Below are 24,167 nucleotides of genomic sequence, written 5' to 3'. Positions count from 1 at the left end.
TCTGCGTACGGGGCGCCCTCTTTTTTTTGCATCCAGTAATGCTGGAGTTCCGTTGCGCGTGATTTTTCGCTCGGACGACCTCGTCTGGTTATGTGTTTATGAGTAGCCTCTGCAAGGGGAAAGATCCTTGTGAGGTGTCCTGTAGCTCTTGCCGTCCAGAACGACCTGATAGGCGCCGTGCATGATTCGTTCGACAGGTGGCCGCGCCCAGCAGCTTGTTGTGGAAGGCGTCGTTCCACTCCGAGTAATCCAGATTGCTGGTGATGATCGTCGGCCGCCGATCGTAGCGATCCGTGATGACGTCATGGAAGTCTTCGTCCTGTCCGGGGCGCATGGGCTTGAGGCCGAAGTCGTCGATGATGAGCAGATCCGCCTTGGTCAGCACCGCCAGCTTGCGCTCGTAAGTGTCCACGGCCCGATCCGAGACGAGCTGGCCCAAGTGTCAACGGAATTCGAAATGTGACCCACCTTTGCCGATTTTCGGCAAGTTAAAACTGACCCACCCAGCCTAATCCTCTGTCTGCATGACCGGAATCTGTTGACCAATGCTTCCGGACTTACGCTTGTCCTTGAGCCGGTAACTGTCCCCGCGAATCTGAACGACATGGGCATGGTGCAGAAGCCTGGCTCCAGCGTTGCCGATGTCAGCGCGGTATTGCTACCGAAGGCTAGTTCCCATTCCTCAAAGCTCAGATTCGACGTCAGGATGACCGAGTCCGACTCATATCGTTTGGCTATGACCTGGAAGAACAGATTCGTCTGAGTCTCGCTGAACGGGAGGTAGCCGATCTCGTCGATAATCAGCAGCCTCGGGCCGAGGACGCTCCGCTTGAGGCAATCCTTGTAGCGCTCCTGCCGTTGTGCGCTCTCCAGATGAAGCATCAGATCCGCCGCAGACATGAGCGGACCTTGATGCCGCACTGCGTGACCAGATAGCCCAGAGCGATGGCCAAGTGCGTCTTTCCTGTCCCGCTTGGCCCGAGGAAGATGATGTTCTCCTTACGGTGCACGAATGCCAGGCTGGAAAGCTCCAGCAAACGTTGCCTCGGCGCCCCCGTGGCAAAACTGAAGTCGTAGTCGTCCAGCGTTTTGATGGACGGAAATCCGGCCATCCTAGCCATGGCCTGCCGTGACCGTCCCTGAAGCAGGTCGTGTTCACTCCTGAGGACGGCCTCCAGATAGTCAGCTTAACTGCTTTTCTCCTGTGCCGCGATCAGAGTGTACGAGGTAGCAGTTTTCGAATGCACGACCCGGCCGTTTTCACGTGTTCCGCGCAGGTGGTTCTTGCCGGTGCCGCAGGGCAGGGGCTGAAGTCTTTCTCTGATTGCTGTTGGCTTGTGGTGTTTTGCGGTGAGATTACGCCTCATTTGCTCCGCTGATCACCCGTCGATTGTAGCCTATAGGCGAGTTTTGCTCTGAAATGGACAGGGCTTGCGCCGCCTCTTCTCTGGGAATGCGCTGGGTTTTCGCTGAAAATCAGGGAAAAAATTGTGTCAAAAATATTAAACTCAATAATTTCAAAATGATAAACAAGTTGCTTTGTGGGGGTAGGGCTCGTGATGGCACTATTGCCTACGTCGAAAATTTATTTGTGAAAATCCATTTGTCTCAATCTGCCTGGGACCTACGCTAGCAAAACAGGATTGTTCACTAGGCGCTCTAGGTGAGACACGAGCTGGCCTCGTGTCTCACTATTCATGATAGTTTGTAATATTGCTTTAACCACTCAATAAAGGAGTCACGCTCGTAGAGAACTTTCTTGCCCATTCTGATTTTTGATGTAGGCCCTTCCCCTCTATTGTCGATGTTTGCCAGCGTTTTGGCGCCGAGTAGTCCCCCGAGATTGCTGACCGCTACACTACGTGTAAATATTGGCGGCAATGACTCGCTTATTTTCTCTACAAAAAACATCATATCTTGATGCATGTTTCCTCCTGACTTAAGTTAATAAATGATAAAAAGCCATGTATAGTGCATATTATAGTGGGATATTTGTTGTTTGTAACATGTATTTATAGATACAGCCCTGTGTTAAGAAGAGTTTAAGAGCGTAACAAATTTTCAAAAATAATATGATATAATATACGCACTATTGATCACTATTCGCAATTTATCGCTCACTAGTGTGAATATTTCAATACTGGAGTTATGCAATGAAAAGTCAAGAAATGAGAATTATGTATGCAGGGTATGCTGACAGAGTTGAAGGAAGAGACAATTCTTGGAAAGTTATTCCGGACAGTGAAGTTGCCCGTAAACAAGCGTTGGAAGATGGATATACCGCTTTCAGTACGACATCGTTCAGTTACGAGCCAACAGATGGAAGACCAGAGCCAATCCGCTATGGCTCTCTCATTTTGGACATAGATTATAAATCAGATCCTGAGGTAGCAGTTAACTTCACAAGAGATTTAGTTTGGGGAACACTTCTTGGGACGTATGGTGTTAATCCATATAACTTAAAGTACTGGATATCCGGAGGAAAAGGGTGCCATGTGGAAATTCCAGCGGAAATATTTGGCGCAGAGGACGGGCACCCATTTTTGCCACTCATATATAAAGAAATGATAAAATTTATAATGCGCACATGGAGCGAACGAGATTGCGCCAAAATTCTGGATTTACAAATGTACAATATGGGTAAGGGAAGGCTTTTACGGTGTGAAAATATTAAAAGGGCTAACGGGCGGTACAAGGTCCCAGTCACATATGACGAATTAATGAAATATGATGCTAAGCTTCTACTCGCTATGGCAGATACACCAAGACTGGATTTTCCTGTTGTGGCGGATCCACCCGAGAGATCTTCAGCGGTGGAGCAATTATATTCTTCTGTTTTGAGCATTAGGAATATCCTGAGTAGACGTCGTGGAGCGAGACTGGGCTTAGATTCACTTCTGGATTGTGGATTTATCGCACACTGCTGGAACAATAGGCAGGCCCTCTCAGAGCCGGAATGGTGGGCTATGGTTAAGATATTGATGGGTTTTGGCCCTGAAGCCAAGCCGATCGTCCACTTCTTCAGTCAAGGGTATCCCAATTATTCTGAAAAGGAGACAGAAGATAAGATTCGGCGCTGTGAACACCAATCTAATGATCTACCTTGTTCGCATTTAAAAGAACTTCATAACTGTGGCAAAAATTGTAACGTGGGGAGCCCCCGATATCTTTGGATGAGGCAACAGGCGATAATCTCCCAGGCTGCATCGGCTTTTACCCTTGAAGAAGACGGAGTGTATTACGGTGCAGACAAAGATAGCTTAGTTGCGGGGCAGCGTATCTGTAGTTATGTGAAAATATTGGGAAAGCTTCGGACCCCGGAGTCTTTGGAGTGGTCGAGGCTCGTTGAGATTAAGGCGCCGGACGGTGTGAAGAAAAAGATTATCATCAACATGAAAGATTGTGTGGGGCGTGGTGACACCGTGAGGGCGCTCCTTGCAGATAATGGCGTTGAGTTTTCTAATGCCCCAAAGGCACAGTCCTTATTCATGGAATATCTGCAAGCAAATGCTCCGGCGGGCCAGTTGTTTCTCCGTTTTAGCAAGGTCGGTTGGCAGGGAGACGCATATGTGCTGCCTGACCAGATTTTTGGGAGTCCATTCGATGAGGAAATTTATTTTGAAAGCCATATGACGAGCCTGCATCAGGTTTCTGGTTCACTCGATGAATGGAAAGACCATGTAGGCAAATTTTGTAGGGACAACTCTCTGCTTGTTCTGCTGACCAGTTATGCGTTGACCGGACCACTGCTAAGGCCATGTGGTTTCGAAGGTGGCGGTATTCATATTTACGGTTCATCCTCAGCTGGAAAGTCGACTGCTGCCCATGTGGCCGGGAGTGTTTGTGGCGGGGGAGGTCACAAAGGTTTTATGCGACAATGGAACAGCACGCATAATGCAATTGAAAACACAGCTGTCTTGCACGATGACAATCTCTTGGTCCTTGATGAGATAGGGCAAGCTTCGGCGGAAACTATTGCTCAAATTCCTTACATGCTCGCTAATGGTCAGGGCAAGGCACGTATGAAATCAGATGCTTCCGCCCGTAACGTTGGCAATTGGTTGCTTAACTTTCTTTCCACTGGGGAGCTTACGATTAATGATAAGATTCAGGAGACGGGTAAATACACCGTTCATGTTGGACAACAGGTCAGGGTTATCGATCTGCCCATTGACGCTGGGATTGGGCAGGATCTCTACCAAAATAAACATGGTTATGATGATAGCGCGCGTTTGAGCGATGACCTTGGAAGCAGTTGCCAGAAGTATTACGGTAGTCCACTGCGCGCATTTTTGACGGCATTTTGTGGTTCAAGCCCATCTAAGAAGATGCAAAACGTCGCCCTTATCTGTGAAAAAGCGCAGAAATTTGTAGAGAAAAATAGTCCTGAAGGTTCTTCTGGCCAAGTACGTCGCGTGTGCCGCAAGTTTGCATTGATCGCAAGCGCTGGTGAATTTGCCATCAACTGCGGGATTTTTCCTTACGAGAAAGAAGATGTATCGAAATCTGCTGCTCAGTGGTTTAAAATCTGGCTAAGCCAGCGTGATTGTATTGGGGATCTAGAAACCTATAAAGGACTCAGGAGAATTCAAGATCATTTTGAGCTTGAATCAGAACAGCGGTATGTTCCAATTTGTTATGCAAAGACAGATACGCGTATGAGAAAAGCGGGCTACTCTTGGAATGATAGTTCTGGTTGTAAGCGCTATTTGATGTTGCCTGCAGTTTTCAATGAAATTTTGCGGGGCGTCAACAGAAAGCCTGTCTTAGATGAGTTGAGTAAGCGAGGATGGATTGAACTTAAGAATGATGGTACTATTCGCGAAACGAAGTCTATTGATGGTGCTAATCATCGAGGGCTCACCTTTATTCCTAGCGCCTGGGAGGAAAAAGTTGATCAAGAGTCGACTCTTAGCGTTGAAGCGTCGTCGTTAGATCTGGATGATTTATTTTGATAAAGTTGAGTTTGTGCGTTTTGTGCGAGTTTGAAGCTGTGTAATACTGAAATAGCCTGATTTTATCAGGTTTTTTTATGTCGCACAGACGCACAAAACGCACAGGCTATTTTTGCGTTTTGATAAAATAGGGTAGTAATGAATAAGATATATTTATTGTTGTAGTAAATTTTTATCAAGCATAGATGATGATTAGTAAAGTGTATTAACACATTCATCATTCGAGTATGAATAAGTTTTAGACTCAAGGTCTTTTGTGGAGTATGGATAATGTTTCGGGAAAAAACGTCTGTGCGTTTTGTGCGTTTGTGCGAGTTAATATTTGCAAGAAAAATCTGGATTTTTTGCCAGACAGAGCCACTCGTGTCGCACAAAACGCACAGCAAAATGCCGATCAAACTTGGGCCAATAAATAATTGAGATCCGATGATGCTCAATACAATTTGGTTAATTCAGATAGATGTTATTGAGGCTGAATAGTTTGAGCACTTTGATAAAATTGAAAGGCTGGTAGGACGCGATCACCTACCAGCCTTCCTTGCCCCAATGGGCTCAACCAAATGCTTGAATATGTCTTTTATGATCCGCAATCAGAATAGGCGTAACAAGACTATTTGGTTCTTCGTCGTTTGATGTGGAATTCATGAAGCCACCACGACCTGAATCGGGGCCGCAATCAGGTAGACCATGGTGATGAAGTTCTCCACGTTCCGGTATCCTCGGGCCCTGGCCCTTGCCGCCTGGAACAGGCCATTGAAGCCTTCGAGCCTCGCATTGGTGTGCAAGGAGTGCCAACGATGAAGGATTCGCGGCAAATGCCTTTCAAAGCTGGCCAATGCTCCGCGCAGGGGTTCCAATAGCGGGCAGTCGGCCGCGTACTCGGCGGCATGCTTGAGAAAATGGGTGATGCGCCACTTGGCGGCCTGCTTCGATTCGGCCCGTCGAACCCAGCGCAGAAGTTCTTTGACACGGTAAGCCTTGGCTGTAGCGAAGCCCTGCTCGACGAGTTCCAGGAGTGCGTTCTCCTGATTCTGCGTGCGTGTTGTTTCGGCACCCTTGAGCACGGCCCAGCGGGTGTGGTCCGGCAGCTTTGACTGCCTGGCCTCAAGCCTTCTGACGTCATCGACGGCCTTGGTGAAGAGTTGGACGACACGGAACCAGTCTACTGTCACCGAGGCAGATCTGAACTTCTGTTCGACGGCGGAAAGGAACGCAGGCGACATGTCACAGACCACCTCGACGATGTTTTCAGGATGGCCTTTATGGGCTTCAATGAACGCGCAGAACTGCGTCAAGCATTCCTTGCCTTTGCCGGGAGTCGCGAAGACCACGGGTTTGTCGGGCCGGTCCAGGTCGATGAAGACGGTGATGTAGTTGTGTCCACGCTTGGACGCGGTCTCATCCAGACCGATGGCCTTGAGTTCTTTCAGGTTCAGCACGGCGATGGCTTTGGACACATAGTGGCGAACAATTCGCCACAAGCGGGTATCCGTTACCTCGACGTGACGCGCGACGGCATTGACCGGCATTTCTCGAACGAGGCTCATGACAACCTGCTCGAAAAGGAGGGTAAAACGGCTGCCTTCCCTGGCCCATGGGGCTTCGACGCGTCGGATTCCATGCTCGGGGCAATTGATCCTCGGCAGTCGGGCTGTGAGGTAGCAGTGATGCTGGAAGAAGTTGAGATGCCGCCACGTGAATTCCTTGAAGTCATGAGCCTTGCACGCGGCTCCGCACTTGGGACACGGGTACAGCGCTCCGCGGTCGGCACCGATCTCCAGGTGGAGCTTTGAAGGCGAGTGGTCGGTATCAAGACGTTGGCTCATAACTTTCCAGGGCGGCGTGAGGCCGAGGCCCAAGGCAAAAATTTCTTCAGCTTGCATGGCAGTCCTCCTGAGGGAGGGCTACCCAAACTGATTGAGGTCGGTCAATTCCACATCAAACGACGAAGAACCGACTATTTTTTCTTCTTTTTGGATTTGCGGGCGGGAGCATCACGCTGGTTGTCAAGTCTCATAACTGTATTGGCATAACAATTTTAGTAACTGTGCTGATAATTATTGCTAATCAGTAGTATTCTTCTGGCATATTGACCTGCTCGGCTCTTTTCAGACCAGTCGAAACTTGAGATAGGTTTCTCCCTCAACCACGAGGGAACTGATGAAAAAGGGAAGATTTTCCGAAGAGCAGATGGTAGGCATCCTGCGCGAAGCCGACCGCAGCCCGGTGGCCCAGGTGGCCAAGAAGCATGGAATCAGCGAGCAGACGATCTACACGTGGCGCAAGCGGTTTGCAGGCATGTCCGCCGATGACGTGAAGCGGCTGCGCCTGCTGGAGCAAGAGAACACGCGATTGAAGAAGATCCTTGCGGAGCGCGACCTAGAAATCGAGGTCATGAAAGAGATCGCCGCAAAAAAGTGGTAGGCGCACCCGCCCGACGGCTCCAGGTGGCGTACGCCAGGAGTCGCGGACTTTCACAACGCAGGGCGTGTGCGCTGTTATCCACTTCCCGGTCGTCGCTTCACTACGAGTCGCGACTGGAGGCCCGGGACAAGCCGCTGATGGTGGCCATGGCTGGTCTGGCTGCGACGTATCCGCGTTTCGGATACCGCCGGATCAACGTATTCATGGAACGGCTGGGGCATGTCATGGGCGTCGACAGGGCGTTCCGGCTGTGGTCCAAGGCCGGGTTGCAGGTGCCCAGGAAGCGGCCTCGGAAACGCGTGGCTGCATCCCGCCCAAGACCGCAACTGCCGATGGGAGCCAACGAACTGTGGGCGTACGACTTTGTCTACGACGCTTGCGCAAACGGTCAGCAGATCAAATGCCTGACCGTAGTGGACGAATACACGCGTGAGTGCCTGGCTATAGATGTTGCCGGCAGCATCAGGTCGGGCCGGGTGATCGAGGTGCTGTCCCGCCTGATCAGCGAACGTGGAGCCCCTCTGAGCCTACGCTCTGACAATGGCCCGGAATTCGTGTCGAAGGCGCTGCTGAAATGGGCGGCTCGGGAGTCTCTGGAACTGGCGCTGATTGAGCCTGGCAAGCCATGGCAGAACGGTTTGAACGAGAGTTTTAACGGCAAATTTCGCGACGAGTGCCTGTCGATGGAATGGTTCCGGTGTCGGGCCGAGGCGCGGGTTGTGATCGAGGGATGGAGAAGGCACTATAACTCCGTTCGTCCGCATTCAAGCCTGAACAACATGACGCCCGAGCACTTCTGTCGGCAGTATGGGAAAAACCTGAACCATGGGGAAACCCTCAAGAATTGAGTGGTCCGAAGTTTCCCGGCAGGTCAATATGGAAATTTAATGATTTGTATGACAATTTGGCGCTGCTGTTTAGCATCTGACTGCTCGTCTGTTGAAAAATCAAGAGGTGGGTAGCTACGCGATAAACTACCCACCTCTGTTGCCCACAATGGGCGCTGTTTTGTAGATTTCGGTATATATTATAGTAATAGTCCGCAAGAAAATTCATTATGACTTTCTGAGGACAATCTTATTATTTAGTGACGCCTTGAATCAATGGTGATTTAAAAAGATAGTGATTACTGATGGCCATTAGCTTGGCCATCAGTGTCAGTTGATTGTGAGTCTTTGGGTGCACGTCTTTTATGGATAACGGTCTTCGACGCGTCGAAGTTTTTGGTCATTACGTTGAAATCATGAATCAATTCTTCAAGGCTGTTTTTGGCTTCGTGCAGCTCATTATCCAAAGGCCTTAATATGGCCAATTTATATGGTTCTCTCATGGACTTAAAATATTCTATTATTTTCGTGAGTTTTTGTCGGTGATAAGTGTCGTCCTTTACTGTATTTTGTTTCAGAGAGTGCCCACTGGAATATCGATCTTTAATTCTGTCTTTATATTTCTGGAAAAGAATTCTTTGATCTTCTTCTGTCTTTTTATTTGCAATAGTTTTTAATTCTCTTATTGCATATCGTTTGTCGTGTCTGATTTCATCTCGAATCTCAATTGGTATTTTGTTGAGGGATAATATTTCTGAAACTGTGGACTCTGTCTTGCCAAGCAATTTTGCAAGGACTTTTTGCGATTTTCCTTCGAACTTCTCCTGTAATCGCTTGAGAGCCTCGGCGGTCTCTATGGCGGTCAGATCTTCTCGGACCAGATTTTCCACTAGGGCAAGTTCTTCAGGGTCTCCGGTTGTGAACCAGGCGGGTATTGATTCAAGCTTGAGTCGTTCATGAGCTTTGAATCGGCGTTCGCCAGATACGATGATGATTTGTCCGTCTTCCAGCTCTTTGACTAGGATGGGCTGGAGGAGCCCTTTCTCCTTGATCGACTCTGCGAGCTTTTCGATTTCAACTTCTGAGAATAACTTTCGTGGCTGATCAGGGTTTGGTGTCAGACCGCTCAGCGCGAGATTGTAGAGCTTTCCGCATTTATAGTTTCCCATGTCGTCTCCCTCGGAATGAATCGTTCGATGGCTTCTGAGCATTGGGCTTATCATTGAGCAATATAGAATTTTTCGACAATTCCTCTTCGCCGTGAATTATAATCCCAGTTCCATTCGCGCACGCTCGATTCCTTTCTTCTGAACTTCGAGGTCCGGGCTTTTCTCGGAGTTATGGATCGCGCTGCGGATCAGGGCATCAACTTTTTCCCGTCCGTTGGGTGATTTTGCCGCTTCCCGGGGAGTCTGTCCGTCAAGGATCGGAAGAGGGGTATCGACCCATTGACCCCAGTGGTCGAGAAACATGTTTTCCATGTGTTCCTTGACCGCAGGGTCTTGCATCATCTTGTTGTGGAAACCAAGCGGGTCTTCATCGTCTTCGGCGCGCTCTCCAGCGGCACGCATTGGCTTTATGCTTGTGGTTTTGTAGTGCGCCTTGTCGCCCATCACGCTCTGAATGATTTCCCGGATTTCAGCCGCTCTTTTTTCCGAGTTCACTTCGACGGTCATGGATTCACTTTCGATGTCAATGTAGCCGAGGATGGTGTTCGACATTGTCGTGATTTTCGCTGTTTCAAGGCGACTCCAGGGGATTGTTACGCCAGCGAGTTCACCTCTCTCAGTATAGTCGGCGTTTTCAAGGAGCTGTTCTGGCGACTCCGTCACGCAGAGGTGGACCAGGGCGTCAAAGGCATCTTTCGGGCTTGAGATGCGGTAGTGAAGCGTCTGCAGGGAGAGAGGATCGCCATCCGTGTTCGACACAGACGGAGGGTTGATGGCCGCCGCGTACAATTCCAGAAAAACCTCGCGAATCTCATATTCGTATTCTGGCAGCTCATCCGTTGAGAGCGCTTTTTTTCTGCCTATCAAGGAAGTGCGCAGGTCGATGACATGCGCTTTCCATGGCAGAGGGAAGGATATGGGGCTCGCGGCAGAAAGAAATTCAACGTCGTCGACCCTGGAGATGGCACAAAACAGGATGGACCCTTGAGCCAGCCACTCTGAGGCGCTGTGATCTGTGACCCTGTGCAAACTGCCGGTGAGAATGTCGATGCAGGCGAAGCCGTTGCCCGGAAAGACAGCCGTGACCTCATAGAACGAAAAGACCAGACGACCTACGGATTCAAGGACGTGAAGTTCCAGGCTGTCGATCTTGTTTGATCGTTTTTGGCGGTAGAGTTCCGCGATCGTGGTGTCGGCGGGGAGGGCAATTTCAAAATCAAGTTCATCGATGTCCGGCTGCGTCAGATCCCAGCTACAGAGAATCCAAGGCACCATCACCTGTGAGAGTTCATCGATGGTGTCCTCGTGATCGAGTTCTTCGCTCCAGAGCAGGAATGTGTCGATGGCCTCGTCCATGCCTTCTGCTTCAAGCGTGTTTTGCGCAAAGGTCATGAGCTTGCCGGTCAGGCTTTGGAAGGTCTGGCTGATTCTTCGGTAGGAAAAATCCTGACTTTCTTCCTTGGGCAGGCAACATTTCTTGTATTTCTGTCCACTGCCGCAAGGGCATGGGGCGTTCCGGGATATTTTCACCGCACATCTTCTCCCTGAAAGGATTTCGGTATCAAGCCGTCTTCTGGTTCAACTCCTACGATTGTTCGTCATTTTCCACAATCTGAACTCGCAAGGCTTGTTCGGCAAGGATTGCGACACATTCGGGACACTATGTGTGTCGCTTCGCAGTGGTATAATCTGTTCTGGTGTCGTTGGCTGCTGGGAGTGCGCATTTTCATGAATTTTAAATTTAGATCAATTTATTAATAACAGCATATATTCAAATAAGGGGTATTATCATGGCATATCGTTCACGCGTTGGTATTTGTGTCCCTGGAGAAATTGCAGTCGCTATGCAAGAAAGTATTGGTGAATTGCCAAAACGACTCAAAAGAGAAGTGCTTGCCTTGCTCAAAGAGGCTGATGTTAAAATTGAGAATGAAGGCTGCCAGGCATGGTGTTGGGACAGGTGCACTTGGAATTCATCGAGTCCAGATGTAGCCTTTGTGGAAGATTATCTTGGTGATCTTCATGCTGATGATTATTTGTTCATACGCATAGGTGAGGATATAAACGACATAGAGGTTTGCGGCGATTATGTTGATAATCCGCTTGGAATGAACATGGATCGGACCATCTCATTTTCTTGAAAAGTGACAACGTGATCTACAGGGTTCCGGTTGTCTTGGCATGGTTCAGCCGGAACTTATTAGCCGGATTTTCTTATCATCTTGGAATTGATCATTTTCCACCCGACATAGCGTGTCAGTTCGTCAACCAGAGGATGCGAGAGGAAGGCGCTCAGGTGTTGCCAGGAGGTTGTCCGGAAATTGACGCCTTTTGAGGTACATTTTGTTAATGATTGGATCTCTGATCTGGTAATCTATTTGCCGTCGTTGGATTTTTCATTGCCTTGGGTTGATAACGTTATTCACGACTTCGCCATTCTCAGAATAGTGTGCATCCCTGCTCTTTGAGTTCCGCAACCCTAGCGTGCAGGAAATCAGTGTCGACCTCTAAATACTCAGCAAGGCAATCAAAGCAATAGAACCGCTTTGAATCCTTGTTGATCAGTATCTTGGTCAGCCCAATTTCGTTTTTGCTTAAGTTCCCCCTCCGACAAATATAACAGCTTCTATTGTTCATGTAATCACTCGACTTCTTCCCCGCAAAGTCTAACGCAAAATGCAGGAATATCTTTTCCTCGATATTCAACATCGAGAATACCTAGTTGATACTTAATTGTATCTCGCATCTTTCTAGCTCTGTCAAGGCAATAACGCTTGAACTCACGTGCGGTAATATCTTCTGAACTACGGACTTGCGGGAATAAAAGTTTTAAATAAGCTGTAGCAATACGCTTAACTGCTTCTGTGTCACGGGTATCTGCAGCTTCAGGGACTTCAATTAAATCATCGACTATTGCGCGATAACTCATGTCATCGCGAAGTTCATGCATGATCGAGCAGAAGTATTCTGAGTTTAATGCCCAACCCGCAATTTTGAGATCATCATTCATGCGGGGGATATTCCAGCCTTTAATAAAGCCGTGAAAGCGTTCGATCAAGGCTGACTCATGGAATACAGATGGTAATTCCTCAAACATATTTCCGAAACCATCCTCATCCATTGTTTCTTTTTTAATGTTACCACACAGAATAACACCCGCTTCGGCGGTTCCCTCATAGTTGCCGACTGTAAAGATTCCCGATTCAAGATAACCCTTCAGCGCAGCGCGCATTTCGTCCATATCGGTAAATGAAATGGTCTGCACTTCATCAAGAGTGATAAAGTCGTTGCCTGACACTAAACCCTCGACACGCTTGTTCTGGTCATAGAACATTTTTGCACGGCTCATAACACCACCGCTTGAAAGCCACCCGAAGCGACTGACGCGACCGAATAGATATGACTTTCCCGTTCCTTTTGGGGCTAGTTCGATGAGATTTAGCCTTTTTTCAACAAACGGAAGTAAGCGGGTAAGCATTGTAAGTTTCTTTTCCTCATCGCCGAGGTAGCCGCTTGCATTGTAGTCTACAGCACCAAGTAACACATCAAGCCATTCCTCTGTACTGAATTCTCGACGTGCATCTTTGTAGTAATCAAGATCAATGGTATACGGGCAAAAAGTCTTAAATCCAGTCAGCTTGATTTTACCCCAGCTAGCACTCTTTGCCCTATTTCTTGAAGAGACCATGCCGTAGTCATCAGGCTGACGGTGCGCGATTTCTAGCATTCCCCAAATTTCACGACCGCCCAGTAAGTCGTTTTTGCAGGTTTGCCACACGGAGTCTTCAATGATGGTATCTTTGTGTGACAACCCGAAGTCTGGCAATGCAAATGAAACCTCGCTTGTCCTGATGTCGATATCTACCGACACTTTGGCAAGGAACTTCACTCGTTCTTGTTCGATTATTACCTTATCCTTTATTGTCTTCCAGTCGTCCTTTCGCGGCAAGTACGTTCGTACAAAGTTAACCAACTCGTCTGAGTTGAAGCGACCGTTTTCGTCCTCAAACTTCTTTAAAAGCCAGTCACGCATGAAGGAAGGCAGGCTCAGAGCGGAAAAGAAGTTGCTTTTCTTGAGGTCTTTATACACGACCATCTCGTCAAAGCAATTTCTGAGTTTTTCAATCATCAATCGTACCTCCTAAAACAAGTCATCAAAAGCGTCATTGATCTTACCGCTCTTGCCTTGTGCCTTAATCATAATATTTCCAATCAGGTTGTCCCCTGCGTATACATCCGCTTGGTAGCCGCCAGCTCGTTTTATATCTGGTAACTTCACGGAGTAGTGGTTTATGTCCATCTTCGTAGCCAAGTAGGACTTTCCATTCAGGATGACAGAAACATCTTGCATCGGCGAATTGAGGAACAGCTTAATCTCCGTTCCGGTTCGGAAATCTACGGTCACAGTTTCGTCGACCAGCTTGACTGTTACGCTTTCGGCTTTCAGCGAAAGTTCAATAACTGGAACTACGACCTCTTCCAACGACGCCCCGCCATGAACCTCCACATTTGCCGCACGGCTTCCCTTGAAGCGTCCGTAATCGGCAAGAATAAGATATCCGTTTTCCTCTGCGGCGAACGGGAGTTCATAGGGCTGGAACAGCTTACAGCAACGCCCAGAATGTTTGCCAGTGGTATCCGTGTCATATTTTTCCTCTTTGCGACGCAGTACTGCAAGTCGAGATGCGCCATGATCGCTTACAATCAAGAAGTGCTTACAATGCCTTAGCGTAAGTTTTGTAGCTGCTTTTTCAATTAGTGTAGTGATGATATTCAACTCTTTGGCAAGATGGATAGGTAATTCATTATTGGTGAAGTTAAAGCCACCGGAGTCACTGTGCTTGATATCATCAAGTTCATTGTTTTTTTCTTTCAAACCATGCCACGCATCAAAAAAGTCACGGTTTATAGCTGTTATTGTCGGAAGCTTCGCACGAGCAATTTTAACCTTGAACGACAAACCGCGCTTTTGTGCCAAGTCTTCAATTAAAGCTAAATATTCAACACCTAGGGCGTCAAGCCAGTAGAGGAATGTGTCATTATTATCCGCGCTATCCAAAATTTCATTTCGCGTCGGTAATCTGTTGAACTCCCGCGAAAGAGCAAGTGTATCGACTTTATTTAAGAATTCAGGCTCGAGTTTGTTAAATAGTTTTTGTCGTTTATATGCTTCGAAGTACTCAGTCAGCAAATCAGAGAGCTCAGAGCCTTTAAAAACGTATTTTTTAAGGTAGGCTGCCAGTACAGGATAGATGCGATCAAGTACAGAAACAATTCCGTTTCTTGAGATCCAAGCGATAATCTCTTCACGTTCTACACTAGTTCTATCCGTCAGCTTATAAATGCTTTCGGACATTGTTTGTCGATTATTTACGACGAAGTCTGCGATATCTGACTCTGGGAATTTGTCGACCAACGCCTTGCGCTCAGAATAAAACGAGAGAAATCGCTTATCCATGTGTGAGACATCAATTATTGTGTTCAGGATATTCCGAGTAAATTCTTCAAAAAGATTTGTTTTTTCTAGTACGAACCGTAGATATCCATTTTGTAATACGCCTACGTTACTCTTCAGGCAAATAAAATAGAGCCAGTTGCGGTAGTCGCTCCCTGCAATGCGGGTGTAAAAATCTGACTCCAAATTGTTGCAAAAATCGTGTTTTTCGAAAACTTTTTCAAGCGAGCAGTTGCTCTGGTTGAGCTCTATCAGCAGCTCTGCCCAGTGTTCATCGTTTCCGCAGCAACGCGCCAAGGTAAAGCCCTTTGTTAAGAACTTAACGCCTTCGTAAGCGTTGCTGATTTGATGTATGGTGAATAATGCCTTATCTAGTTTGACAGATGTGTTCACGACAACGTTGCCACAACGTCCATCTTCGAGTTCAGCAAGCATTGCTTTGAAACCACATAAAGTCGACAATCCGACAAATGGTGCTGCAAGGGTAAATGATAAATCGCATTCAGCCTGGTCAACGATACCGAGCCGACGGCTGTCAAAGCGTGGGTCGGTTTGCAACCCGGCAATCATCAAGGAAAGCCCTCTTAGTAACAGCACAACTTTTGCGTTGCCGACATTATAGTCTTTCAGTCGTGACAAGGTGCGTGTTGCCTCATCACTCCCGCGAAGCGCGAGAAACTCGCCAAGTCCGGTTATAACAAATTTTTTCCCGTTAGAGTTTGCGCCTACACCCTGTATGAAGGTGAGGAGTTCGTCGATGTCAGGTATTTTGTCGTCATTGGTGCAAAAACGACTTATAGGGGTGAAATCAAGTCCTAACGCCGATAGCTCATTTTTTGCAGTTGCATACTGGCCGTCGCTAATAAAAAGAAAATATGGTGTATTGACGGAAGATGTCAGATATTTCTTTATCATGTCAATTTGCATTCTATTTCCCGGCCTCACTCGCCAGTATTTCAATACCAACTGTAATGCTGTCTTTAACGAGTCGTTTGAGGTATTGTTTTGACTGAGCATCGTCCATCTCATCGATCTTCAAAAGAACTTTATTGCTGCCGCCAGCGTTGTATTCAGCTTCGGCTAATTGCTTCACCTTGCCTTTGACGCTTGGATTGTCACGCCAATCGTAAGTGTCGACGCTGAGGCGGTCGAGTGTGTCTCTGACCTTGTCAAAATCTGGAAGCAAAATACTGTATTCGCCGATAATATCTTTATGAAATGCAGAATTAATTTTGCTTTCATCTGTAATAATATCAAATAGAGTAGTGGATTCAAGGAATGACAGAGCTTCTTTGATTTCGGAGTCTGTTCCTTTATTCCTGTTGAGTGTTTCAAATACTTTTTTTGCTTTTTCGTATTCAGTTTCGGCTACACAGCATAGAATAGGCGTTCTGTGACGGCTAGACCATTCACGCGGGTTCTTCGTCCCTGTTTTGTCCGTCCATAGGCGGAAAAGTTGCGATTTTAGCTGATTCTTACGGTACTCATCGGCAGTCTCTCTAACCTTGATGTTGCAATCAGTTTTCGATAATTTAAACATGTCTGTTTGGAGCTTGCTCTTTACGTCAGCAATGTCGATATCGCTCAGGTCTTCAAGGTACGGCTCATAGATCTCGGTAAAAACACGTCTGTTGTTCAGCAATTCCCTAGTTTCCGCGCCGTGTTCCACCAATTCTGTATAAAACTCTTTCAACTGTTCGATCAGGATATCTTCTTGCTTATAGATTTTCAGGAGTGAATCGAGGACTTTTGCCAAGGGGGGATACTTTGCCCGCAAAGCTTCACACGAGATGCCAATAAATTTCAGCTGTTCACGCCATTCTTTGTAAACTTCGGTCAAGGAATGCGCAGCAATATTCAGAATTGCATTGCTCTCTTTGACCACTCCATACTCTGTCAACAGCTTACGTATTTCATCCTCGCCTGTTTGCTTATCCCAAAGGCAAGAGTGCTTAACTCCGAACAAGCGCCGGATGTCGGCAAGCACATCGTTTTCAGCGCCGATTTCCGTTGCAAGCTTCATGATCTTGCCCCCCTCAAAGGAGCGAAGATACTTGCGCATACCTTTCTGGCAGTTCTCACTAGTGAGTAATGTGAACAAGCTATCGCTAAGCGAAGGCTTGGCGGTCGCAATTTTTCCGATTTCAACTGCGACCTTATGAGCTTCAGTGCCTTCCTTTTGAACAAGTGCAATGTACTTTTGAACCACATCAAAAATGCCGATCGTGTCCACTTCTTCCAGGCACCATACCGGCAGGTTTAGACCTCGCATTTTCTCAGATACGGCTCTTGCAGCCTGGCTTGCGGAAGAACACGAATTTTCAGGTATCATCCACGCCTTTCCAGTAAGATCATAAAACGCCATTTCGTCGGCGGTCATCTTGACTATGTATGTCGGCCTTGGAGATTTACCGATATAGTTCCCGAGCATTTCCGCAAGTTTGTTCTGCGTCATCGGTTCGTGTCCGCCGGAAGAATCGCTGTAGCGGAATGGCTCGTTGCCGTACTCTTTCAAAAGAAAACCGGTAATAAACGACGAGAGGTTGCATGGCGCAAAGCCATAACTTTTCTCAAGGATGTCGTAGACTTCGCCGATTGAAATCTGCCCATCGCGGGCAAAAGCGGTCTCAATGCGCTTGTCTACTTCGACTTTGATTTTTGAGATAGGCAAGAACGCTGTTGTTGTGTTATTCCAATAGCCATCAATTTTCCAAACAGTCGGAAGAACGTGCTTCTCTATTCCACCAACAACACCGCTCGTATTCTGCGAAATACCAGATTTTGCTGACTGCTTCATCGCAGGAGTTATTTTTAGCTGACTCTCAGTAAGATTCTTGGCAAAATCGAACACGTAGGGGAATTTAGTCGTCACGATGGTCTGAAGGACGCTGGCTACTCCTTGTCCGTTGCCTATTTTTTCGCCTTCTTGATTAATGTACGTGTATACTATAAACTGGCCATTGTAGATACGGTTTTTCCATTCTTGATCCAATACGCGCTTTGCTTTATCCCAACATTCTTTTGATGACGAGTTGTTGCTTCCTTGATAGTACATTGCCATAGCGGAAAAGTCTAGATACTGTTCTAAAGCTTCCATTCCAAGCGGAGTAGAGAGTGCATCGATGAATACGATACTCTCATACTGCTTATCCGCAACCGCCGCTCTGAGGGTCTTCCGGAAGATAGCCGCTTCTGCATCGTCCTTGGCAAAGGCGATAACGCCGTGGAAATTCCAGCCCGTGGCTCTATCGCGGAGGATATTGATTGTGCGCGTTAAGTCAGCGGTGGTCACGGGTGTGATTTTGCCTGTTCCCGGTTCTGATTCAAAACGAAGACGCAACGCAGGTGAAAGAGGTAGTACGGTAGAAAGGCCTCCTTCGGTTACGAGTTTCAAAGTTGTGCTGGTTAGCCGTATTTCTTTCTTATAGTTGTCGATTTTGGCTTGGTCTCCCGCAAGCACTGCGGCTGCGTAGGCATATCGCCCACCGCTTATGGGATTTGATACCAGGACTCCTTTTTCTTTGAGCCCTTTAGCAAGGTTGGCTGACTTCGTTCCTTCTAAGTTCGGGATGCCCTCAAAGACATAGCTGAGGTTCTGCTCTGTGGCTTTTAACAAGTCGATCATGCCCCCCCGCCGTTGGTCAATCGCCTGCATTATAAGGACAGCTTTTAAAACAATTTTCTCATCTTCGCGCAAATTCTGTTGCTGCGGAAAGGTGTCCAGTATCAGGCGAATGTCTGACGTGAGGTGATCCCTGCCTTTCTCGTAGAAAAAATTCCACAACATATCCACCGTGAGAAGCGGGTGGTCGTCAAAAGGCCCTGTACTCTCAATGTACCATTGGAAGGCCTTCACATCGTCCGTGTTAGAGGATTTGATAAAATCGAACATGCTACGTTGGTTGGACTTAAATGCTTCCGCTATGTTTCTGAGCAGTAGTGCCGCCATCGGGTGAAGTGGCATAATATCCTTCATCACCTGTGGGTTATCGATCTTCGCAACCGCCATCACCTTGGAGCGGGAATTCTTGACTCGGTCGTTCAGGTCGTCGGCGAGAATGTCCCACTGCGGTTTGGCGGCAGCCTTCACGCTGAAAGCGTGACCGATGAGGTTAAATGCGATGTTGTCTGGCAAAGCTATCCGCGCAGGAATAAAACGGTCGCGGACCTTTGTCCAAGTTGTGTCGGCGGCAGTGAACAATTGGCCCGATTCGTGGGTAACGACGATGAAGTAAAACGGCTTCAGGTTCACCAACTCCGCGAGTTTCTGGAACTCCGAAAGGCTCTCCCGGTTGTTCTTGAAGTAATCGGAGAATTCGTCCCAAATAAAGACAATCTTAACATTGTTGCGATCGATAATGTCTGTCAGCCAAGCGATGAGTCTATCAGCGTCAATATTAAGCGCGGTGATGCCCTCTTTGTCAGCAAGACGAAAGATGTTACCCATCAATATCTTGACGTCTCCGCCCTTTCGAAGGGAACTAAGTACTTCATCAGCGGTGGATTGGCTGAACAGAGCCGTCCACTCCGGCTTTTTCAGCAGTGCGTCAACGAACAACTTGTGTGACGGTTCGTCAATCCAAGCGATGACGCTCTCCTTCAAGGTGTTCTCGCCAGCGTAAAGTTTATGCTCTATCAGGGATGCCTTTAGCGATTCCTGAACAGCAAGAAAGAGGTCGCGGGGCGAGTCAATCATTCCTGAAGCGTATCGGTAGGCGGTTACGATGCCCTTTTGTTTGTGACCGATTAGTTTTTCGAGCAGATCAGTCTTCTTTCTAAGTGGCTCGTATCTATCCCAGTAAGCGCGCAGTTCTTCCTCCGGTACTTCAAAAATTTTCTTAAGCGCATAGGCGCACTGCGACTTTCCTGTACCGTAAGCCCCCTCAATCCAGAGTGAACGCCTCTCTTGCCGTGCTAATACACGCTCCATGTTGTGCAGCATTTCTATGAACGTACAATGTGGGTATGTCCTCGTCCAAAAATCTGGACTGGCTGCAGCAATAGAAGAATCGTTGACTTGAGGGAAATATTCTTCGTCAATTTCAAAGTATTCTCTGTATTTATTATTAGACATAAGCTGCATCCGTTTTGAACAAATCAAGTACATCCTGGGATGATTTGTCCTCTGCTAGCATTATCTTTTCAAGGTCATGCGTGAACGATGCAGTAATAAATTCAGGATATTTTGCTGATAGTCCCAATAAAAGTGGCGTCATATCATCGCGGTCAAGTCCAAAAATGCGGGTTGGGCTGACTCCGCTACGATCAATACTGTCATTCAGGAGTGTCCCAAGCGTGAATTCCTTATAGTCGTTACACTGTTCTGCAAACTTGAACAGGCCGTATAGTGCCACGCGCGAGTCGCTTATTGAACATTTCGTGCGGACGAGGTCGCCATCATCTGTAACAAAGCCCCAATGAAGGTTTGTACCGAGCGGTGTCTCGACTAGACGTTTGTAAGATTTAGTGATTGATTTAGCATCTTTAGGCTTGACATCAACCGCGATTAACATGTCCTCAACGGTTTGGCGCGCATAAATTCTGCCGATGTCAAAATTGTTTACATACCATTGCATCTGCGGGTTTTCGGCAACCAGATTGATAAGAATCAGGCCTTGCGCCGTGTCTGTTTCCCAGCCAATCTGAGAGATTAGCTCGGCAAATGAAGTGAAGTGGTTCTTTGTATTTAGGGAAGCATCTCTCAGGAATCGTCTAAACATGTCGAACATCATTGGGCCCAGCGTATGCTCCGAAAAAAAAGCCTCCCTCAGTTCAAAGAATGAACGTAACCATTCCGGTTTTGGTGCGTGATCGGCGAATGAGTTTAGGCTTTTCATTGGGTTACCTCCCCCCTGTGAATGGCGTAGCGAGTGAAACAACAGACATCCACTGTCGATTGCGTGACACTCGCGACACCTGATGCAGCTAGTTATTTTGATTTTACCGTCAGTAAAACTGATGCTACCGTTCCGACAGTTCGCTTCACAAACTTGGCAACCTTTGCAATATGAGGCTTTTCTAAATACCTGTCGGAACATCTTCCCGAATGCAGGTTGCTCTTTAAGTACAATTTCTGGGATTGTTACTATGTAGCCGGTCTTTATCTCTTTAACAGAAAAATGAATGTATTCTCCGTTAAATTGAATGGAGTATTCACCATTTTCACTATGTAAATCTCCAAGTGTTTTGATCCATTCCAGCCAGTCTGAATCTGGATTTGTAATTTTTATCGTCAAGATTTTGTTGGTAATTATTTCTATGCAACGAGAAGCATTGTTAGATAAATCACGACCATTCTTTCTAGCGTTCCATCCTCCATTTATAATGTATGATTCTGTGTTATTTTTTTTGTTTTTGTCATCATTATATGAGTTTTTTATTGAATCAATATATTTATCAATATCTTTTGGATAGTTTTTTCGGCGTAAGTAGTCGCTTGTTCCGCCAGACATTGGGCAAAACAAGCATCCAGCACGGCTATTACCTTTCTTGTATGTTTCATTAATCAGCAGATTATTTGCGAATATATAAAGCCATATCTCAGCAGACGTCCATTCAAGAATTGAATTATGGCTGAACTGTCCCTTTTGCTTCGCTCCATAGTTTTCGTACTTGTAGGTGCTTCGAGCAACGCTTTCCTGTGCTCGAACTCCTACAAAATCAAGACCTACAAGATCCTTCTTGCCAGTAACCTCTCTCAATTTCAACGTTTGGGGGGCGCTTTTATGCACAGAGCAGCACCAACGGAGGGCGCGTGATGGAGGGCCGAACAAAATCCACGAATCTTTTGGGTCAAGGTGCGACTTAGCAGTGTAAAATGGTATCTCTTCCTTGGTACATTGCTGCTTAATCTCTTTGATGATCTCGTATGTGTCGGGGAACTCCATGCCTGTGTCGCCAAATACCACCACAAAACTGCCTTTTGGCAGGGCTTTTTTGACGAGATCGAGCAGGACGCAGCTGTCCTTGCCGCCCGAAAACGCTACGTGGAAGCAGTCAAGTCTCCCCTTGTACTTGGCGTAGATTGCCAGTATTTTCTTGACTGTGCTCTGTTCAATGATCTCAAGCATTTCACGGTTTGCTTCCACCATAGCATCTATGTCAACGGGGCGAAGCGATTTGCCATTAGGTTCTGGCATTGTCGGTTTGCCGTCTTCGTCATTTGAAATGATTATCTCGGGTGCAGTGTAGACATTACCACCTCTTAGCTTTGCAACGAGCGTTCCGCGATAGTAATAATAATTTGCTTCCGCCCACATATAGGGTTTTGCTGTCTGTTTATTGTACTTCCAATATTTATCAAAGCCCAATAAGTCCAACTCGGATGCGTAAACCGGACGGGGTTCTTTGGAGAACCCCGTTGGCGATGAGTTAAGAAGTATCCCGCCTGTATTTTTGTCGTAAGTATACGAGTACATTTTCAGTCTATCCTTTTCCGTATGGCCTTCGCCTTATCTATAATTTCATTAACTTTTGCGGCAGTGCTTCTGCCTGTGTAGCCGTTTTCATACAGGAACTTGCCCACGGCGTTGTCCTTTAAGGGGACATTGGTATTCGCTACGGCATCGGTCATAATTTCCGTGTAGTTCATACCACAGGTTATGCGGATGATCGCTCCGGCGTTCCGTGAATTAACCGAAGGGGTATCAAACCGAAAATTCCGACTAAAGCGGCGGCAGTAGCTTTCAAGCAAAAATAAATTCCATGTCTGACCGCAATCGGGAAATGAACCGAATGTCGTGAAAGACTTGAGTGGAAGATAATCTCCCTTAACGAAAAGTTCGATCGCTTCGTCAATAGTTTCAGTGTCGAATTGAACATATCTATCCGCTACATATGTGTTCGCATCAATGCGAACTAGAACGGTGTTTCCCGCTTCCATCGGAATCCAGCGATGAACTTCGCCTGTTAATTCTTTCTCGTAGGTTAGCAGGTCGGTTAAAGAACATTTATCTATGGTTCGGCAGTAATTTTTCATTATAGTCAACGCATCAAAGACATTTCCTTTGTGCGCGATGATTTTGCCTTTTTTCTCGAATTTGTCCGAAAGGCAAATGCGGTAAATCGCATTATGAATTGCTGAGGTGGATAGTTCGTAGTTACGTTCCTGAATTTCCCCAAAGGGTAATTCTGTAATTGAAGCATACCCACGCTCGCGGCATTCCCGCACGGTGGTTTCACGAATTATTTGCCGCTCCTCATCGGTAATTTCTATTCGACTGACGTGTGAGAAGGTCTCCGCGCTGTTCCAAATGAAGTCACCGTTATGACTAAGGGCGAACTTAATCCTTTCCATGGGTATGTAGCGCAGCCGTTCTGCAATTTGGCTGTAGTTAAGAAGAACATTGTCGCCCCAGACGCGCAGGATTTCGCCCTTCAGAACGTCAAAGACGGATGCGTGCATATGGCCAAAATAGGTTTTCGTGAATGAGAACCTAGGGAACATTCTACGGAGGATGCCGATGAGCATATTCTCAGCGACCACGTTTGCTCCGAAAAGCCAATTTTCGTTTTTTACATAAAATTCGGCAAAAAAGATAACTTGAGCTCCTTCGGAGAGGTATTTCTCTATTAATTCTTTGATTCGCTTTTTCGTTTCTTTTGAAACGACATATACCTTGTCGTCATAGGTGGTTCCGCAAGCTGAAATGTGCCTTATAAGTTCCTCGTGAGGTAGAGCGAGTTCCTCACCAAAAAGAGTCGTGGCATAAGACCTTAAGCGCGCCAACTCAATCGGGGAGTTCAGCCTGTATCCATTGACGAAATGCGCCGAAAGAACATGAGTCAGTTTTTCAATGATCTCAGGGGCAAGAGCAGATTTAGATGATTTCGCAGGAGTAATATTGTCGGAGCTAGTGAAGTCAATTCGCTGTACTGAATTCGAGATACATTTCGTCTCTTTATAGATAGGCTGAGCGCCTTCCAATGCTTCGAACTTTTTCTCATTTAGCGTTTCTGAAAGTATATACCACCAAGCATCTCTGTAATTGCTACTTCGCCCTCCTCCAATTTTAAAAGCGAAAGGAAAGCCAAGTTCGTTAAGTTTTAGCATTGTTGGCGTAAGTTCTATTCCGCCAATCACCCATAATGCCCCTCCTGAATTTCTTTTATCTATATAATCTAAATTATAATGCTGAATCATGTTGATAACATCTTTTTGTTCATTTAAAATTTGTTCCATGTAGTTCATTTTAGTTTTTTTGCGTCTATGATGGAATTATTATGATATTGATGTTAACTTTATGTGAATTTTTTTTATTTATGTTGCTTTAATGAGCGTATTTGTTTCATACGTATGGATAAATAAATCTTTTTAAAATTTTATATAGATTTACAG

The 24,167-nt window shown here is 46.7% G+C and carries 13 protein-coding genes and 1 pseudogene; 3 read left to right on the top strand and 11 right to left on the bottom strand.

What is annotated here, in order from left to right; all coding sequences use genetic code 11:
- Positions 1 to 88: 88 nt before the first annotated feature.
- The 3 genes and pseudogenes from ACYQ3G_RS01250 to ACYQ3G_RS01240 form a co-directional block, all read right to left on the bottom strand.
- Complete coding sequence (locus tag ACYQ3G_RS01250) at positions 89 to 412, bottom strand: ATP-binding protein (RefSeq protein WP_459821614.1); 324 nt, start codon at positions 410 to 412, stop codon at positions 89 to 91.
- A 96-nt stretch (positions 413 to 508) separates the two neighbouring features.
- Positions 509 to 1,184, bottom strand: a pseudogene (istB, locus tag ACYQ3G_RS01245) (IS21-like element helper ATPase IstB); the annotation flags it as partial.
- A 511-nt stretch (positions 1,185 to 1,695) separates the two neighbouring features.
- Entirely contained in the window at positions 1,696 to 1,926 is a 231-nt protein-coding gene (locus tag ACYQ3G_RS01240; protein ID WP_459821612.1) for a hypothetical protein, read from the bottom strand.
- 227 nt (positions 1,927 to 2,153) lie between these two features.
- On the opposite strand from ACYQ3G_RS01240, the gene ACYQ3G_RS01235 reads away from it, so the two are divergent.
- Positions 2,154 to 4,955, top strand: coding sequence for a DUF927 domain-containing protein (locus ACYQ3G_RS01235; RefSeq protein WP_459821610.1), 2,802 nt, complete (start codon positions 2,154 to 2,156; stop codon positions 4,953 to 4,955).
- A gap of 641 nt (positions 4,956 to 5,596) precedes the next feature.
- Here ACYQ3G_RS01235 and ACYQ3G_RS01230 read toward each other — a convergent pair.
- Complete coding sequence (locus tag ACYQ3G_RS01230; RefSeq protein ID WP_459821608.1) at positions 5,597 to 6,838, bottom strand: ISL3 family transposase; 1,242 nt, start codon at positions 6,836 to 6,838, stop codon at positions 5,597 to 5,599.
- A gap of 277 nt (positions 6,839 to 7,115) precedes the next feature.
- Here ACYQ3G_RS01230 and ACYQ3G_RS01225 point away from each other — a divergent pair.
- Positions 7,116 to 8,227 (top strand): IS3 family transposase gene (locus ACYQ3G_RS01225; protein ID WP_459821606.1). Its coding sequence is split into 2 segments (ribosomal slippage): positions 7,116 to 7,365 and positions 7,365 to 8,227, totalling 1,113 coding nucleotides; the frame shifts between segments, so codons are not numbered across the junction.
- 278 nt (positions 8,228 to 8,505) lie between these two features.
- Here ACYQ3G_RS01225 and ACYQ3G_RS01220 read toward each other — a convergent pair.
- Positions 8,506 to 9,375: a ParB/RepB/Spo0J family partition protein gene (locus tag ACYQ3G_RS01220; protein WP_459821604.1), complete on the bottom strand. Its 870-nt coding sequence runs from the start codon at positions 9,373 to 9,375 to the stop codon at positions 8,506 to 8,508.
- Between the two features lie 96 nt (positions 9,376 to 9,471).
- Positions 9,472 to 10,905: a YecA family protein gene (locus ACYQ3G_RS01215; protein WP_459821602.1), complete on the bottom strand. Its 1,434-nt coding sequence runs from the start codon at positions 10,903 to 10,905 to the stop codon at positions 9,472 to 9,474.
- Between the two features lie 260 nt (positions 10,906 to 11,165).
- Here ACYQ3G_RS01215 and ACYQ3G_RS01210 point away from each other — a divergent pair, with 260 nt between their 5' ends.
- On the top strand, positions 11,166 to 11,516 hold the full coding sequence (locus ACYQ3G_RS01210; protein WP_459821600.1) for a hypothetical protein: 351 nt from the start codon (positions 11,166 to 11,168) through the stop codon (positions 11,514 to 11,516).
- Between the two features lie 500 nt (positions 11,517 to 12,016).
- Here the strand turns inward: ACYQ3G_RS01210 and brxL are convergent, their stop codons facing one another.
- Genes brxL through ACYQ3G_RS01185 form a run of 5 tightly spaced genes read right to left on the bottom strand, consistent with a single transcriptional unit; the run spans position 12,017 to position 24,020 of the window.
- Positions 12,017 to 13,504, bottom strand: a complete 1,488-nt coding sequence (gene brxL / locus ACYQ3G_RS01205) for a BREX system Lon protease-like protein BrxL (protein WP_459821598.1) — start codon at positions 13,502 to 13,504, stop codon at positions 12,017 to 12,019.
- A gap of 12 nt (positions 13,505 to 13,516) precedes the next feature.
- A complete protein-coding gene (gene pglZ, locus ACYQ3G_RS01200) occupies positions 13,517 to 15,757 on the bottom strand; it encodes a BREX-4 system phosphatase PglZ (RefSeq protein WP_459821596.1) in 2,241 nt (746 codons plus the stop codon).
- Between the two features lies 1 nt (position 15,758).
- Positions 15,759 to 19,904: a hypothetical protein gene (locus ACYQ3G_RS01195; RefSeq protein ID WP_459821594.1), complete on the bottom strand. Its 4,146-nt coding sequence runs from the start codon at positions 19,902 to 19,904 to the stop codon at positions 15,759 to 15,761.
- The gene (locus ACYQ3G_RS01190; protein WP_459821592.1) at positions 19,897 to 22,248 is read right to left on the bottom strand and encodes a phosphoadenosine phosphosulfate reductase domain-containing protein; all 2,352 of its coding nucleotides are present in this window, start codon (positions 22,246 to 22,248) and stop codon (positions 19,897 to 19,899) included. Before ACYQ3G_RS01190 ends, ACYQ3G_RS01195 begins: the two co-directional genes overlap by 8 nt.
- Positions 22,249 to 22,250: 2 nt before the next feature.
- Positions 22,251 to 24,020, bottom strand: coding sequence for a hypothetical protein (locus ACYQ3G_RS01185; protein WP_459821590.1), 1,770 nt, complete (start codon positions 24,018 to 24,020; stop codon positions 22,251 to 22,253).
- Positions 24,021 to 24,167: the final 147 nt, after the last annotated feature.

The organism is Desulfomicrobium salsuginis, from assembly GCF_054657795.1.
The sequence above is the reverse complement of the archived record's forward strand: the minus strand, read 5'-3'. Positions and strand labels throughout refer to the sequence as shown.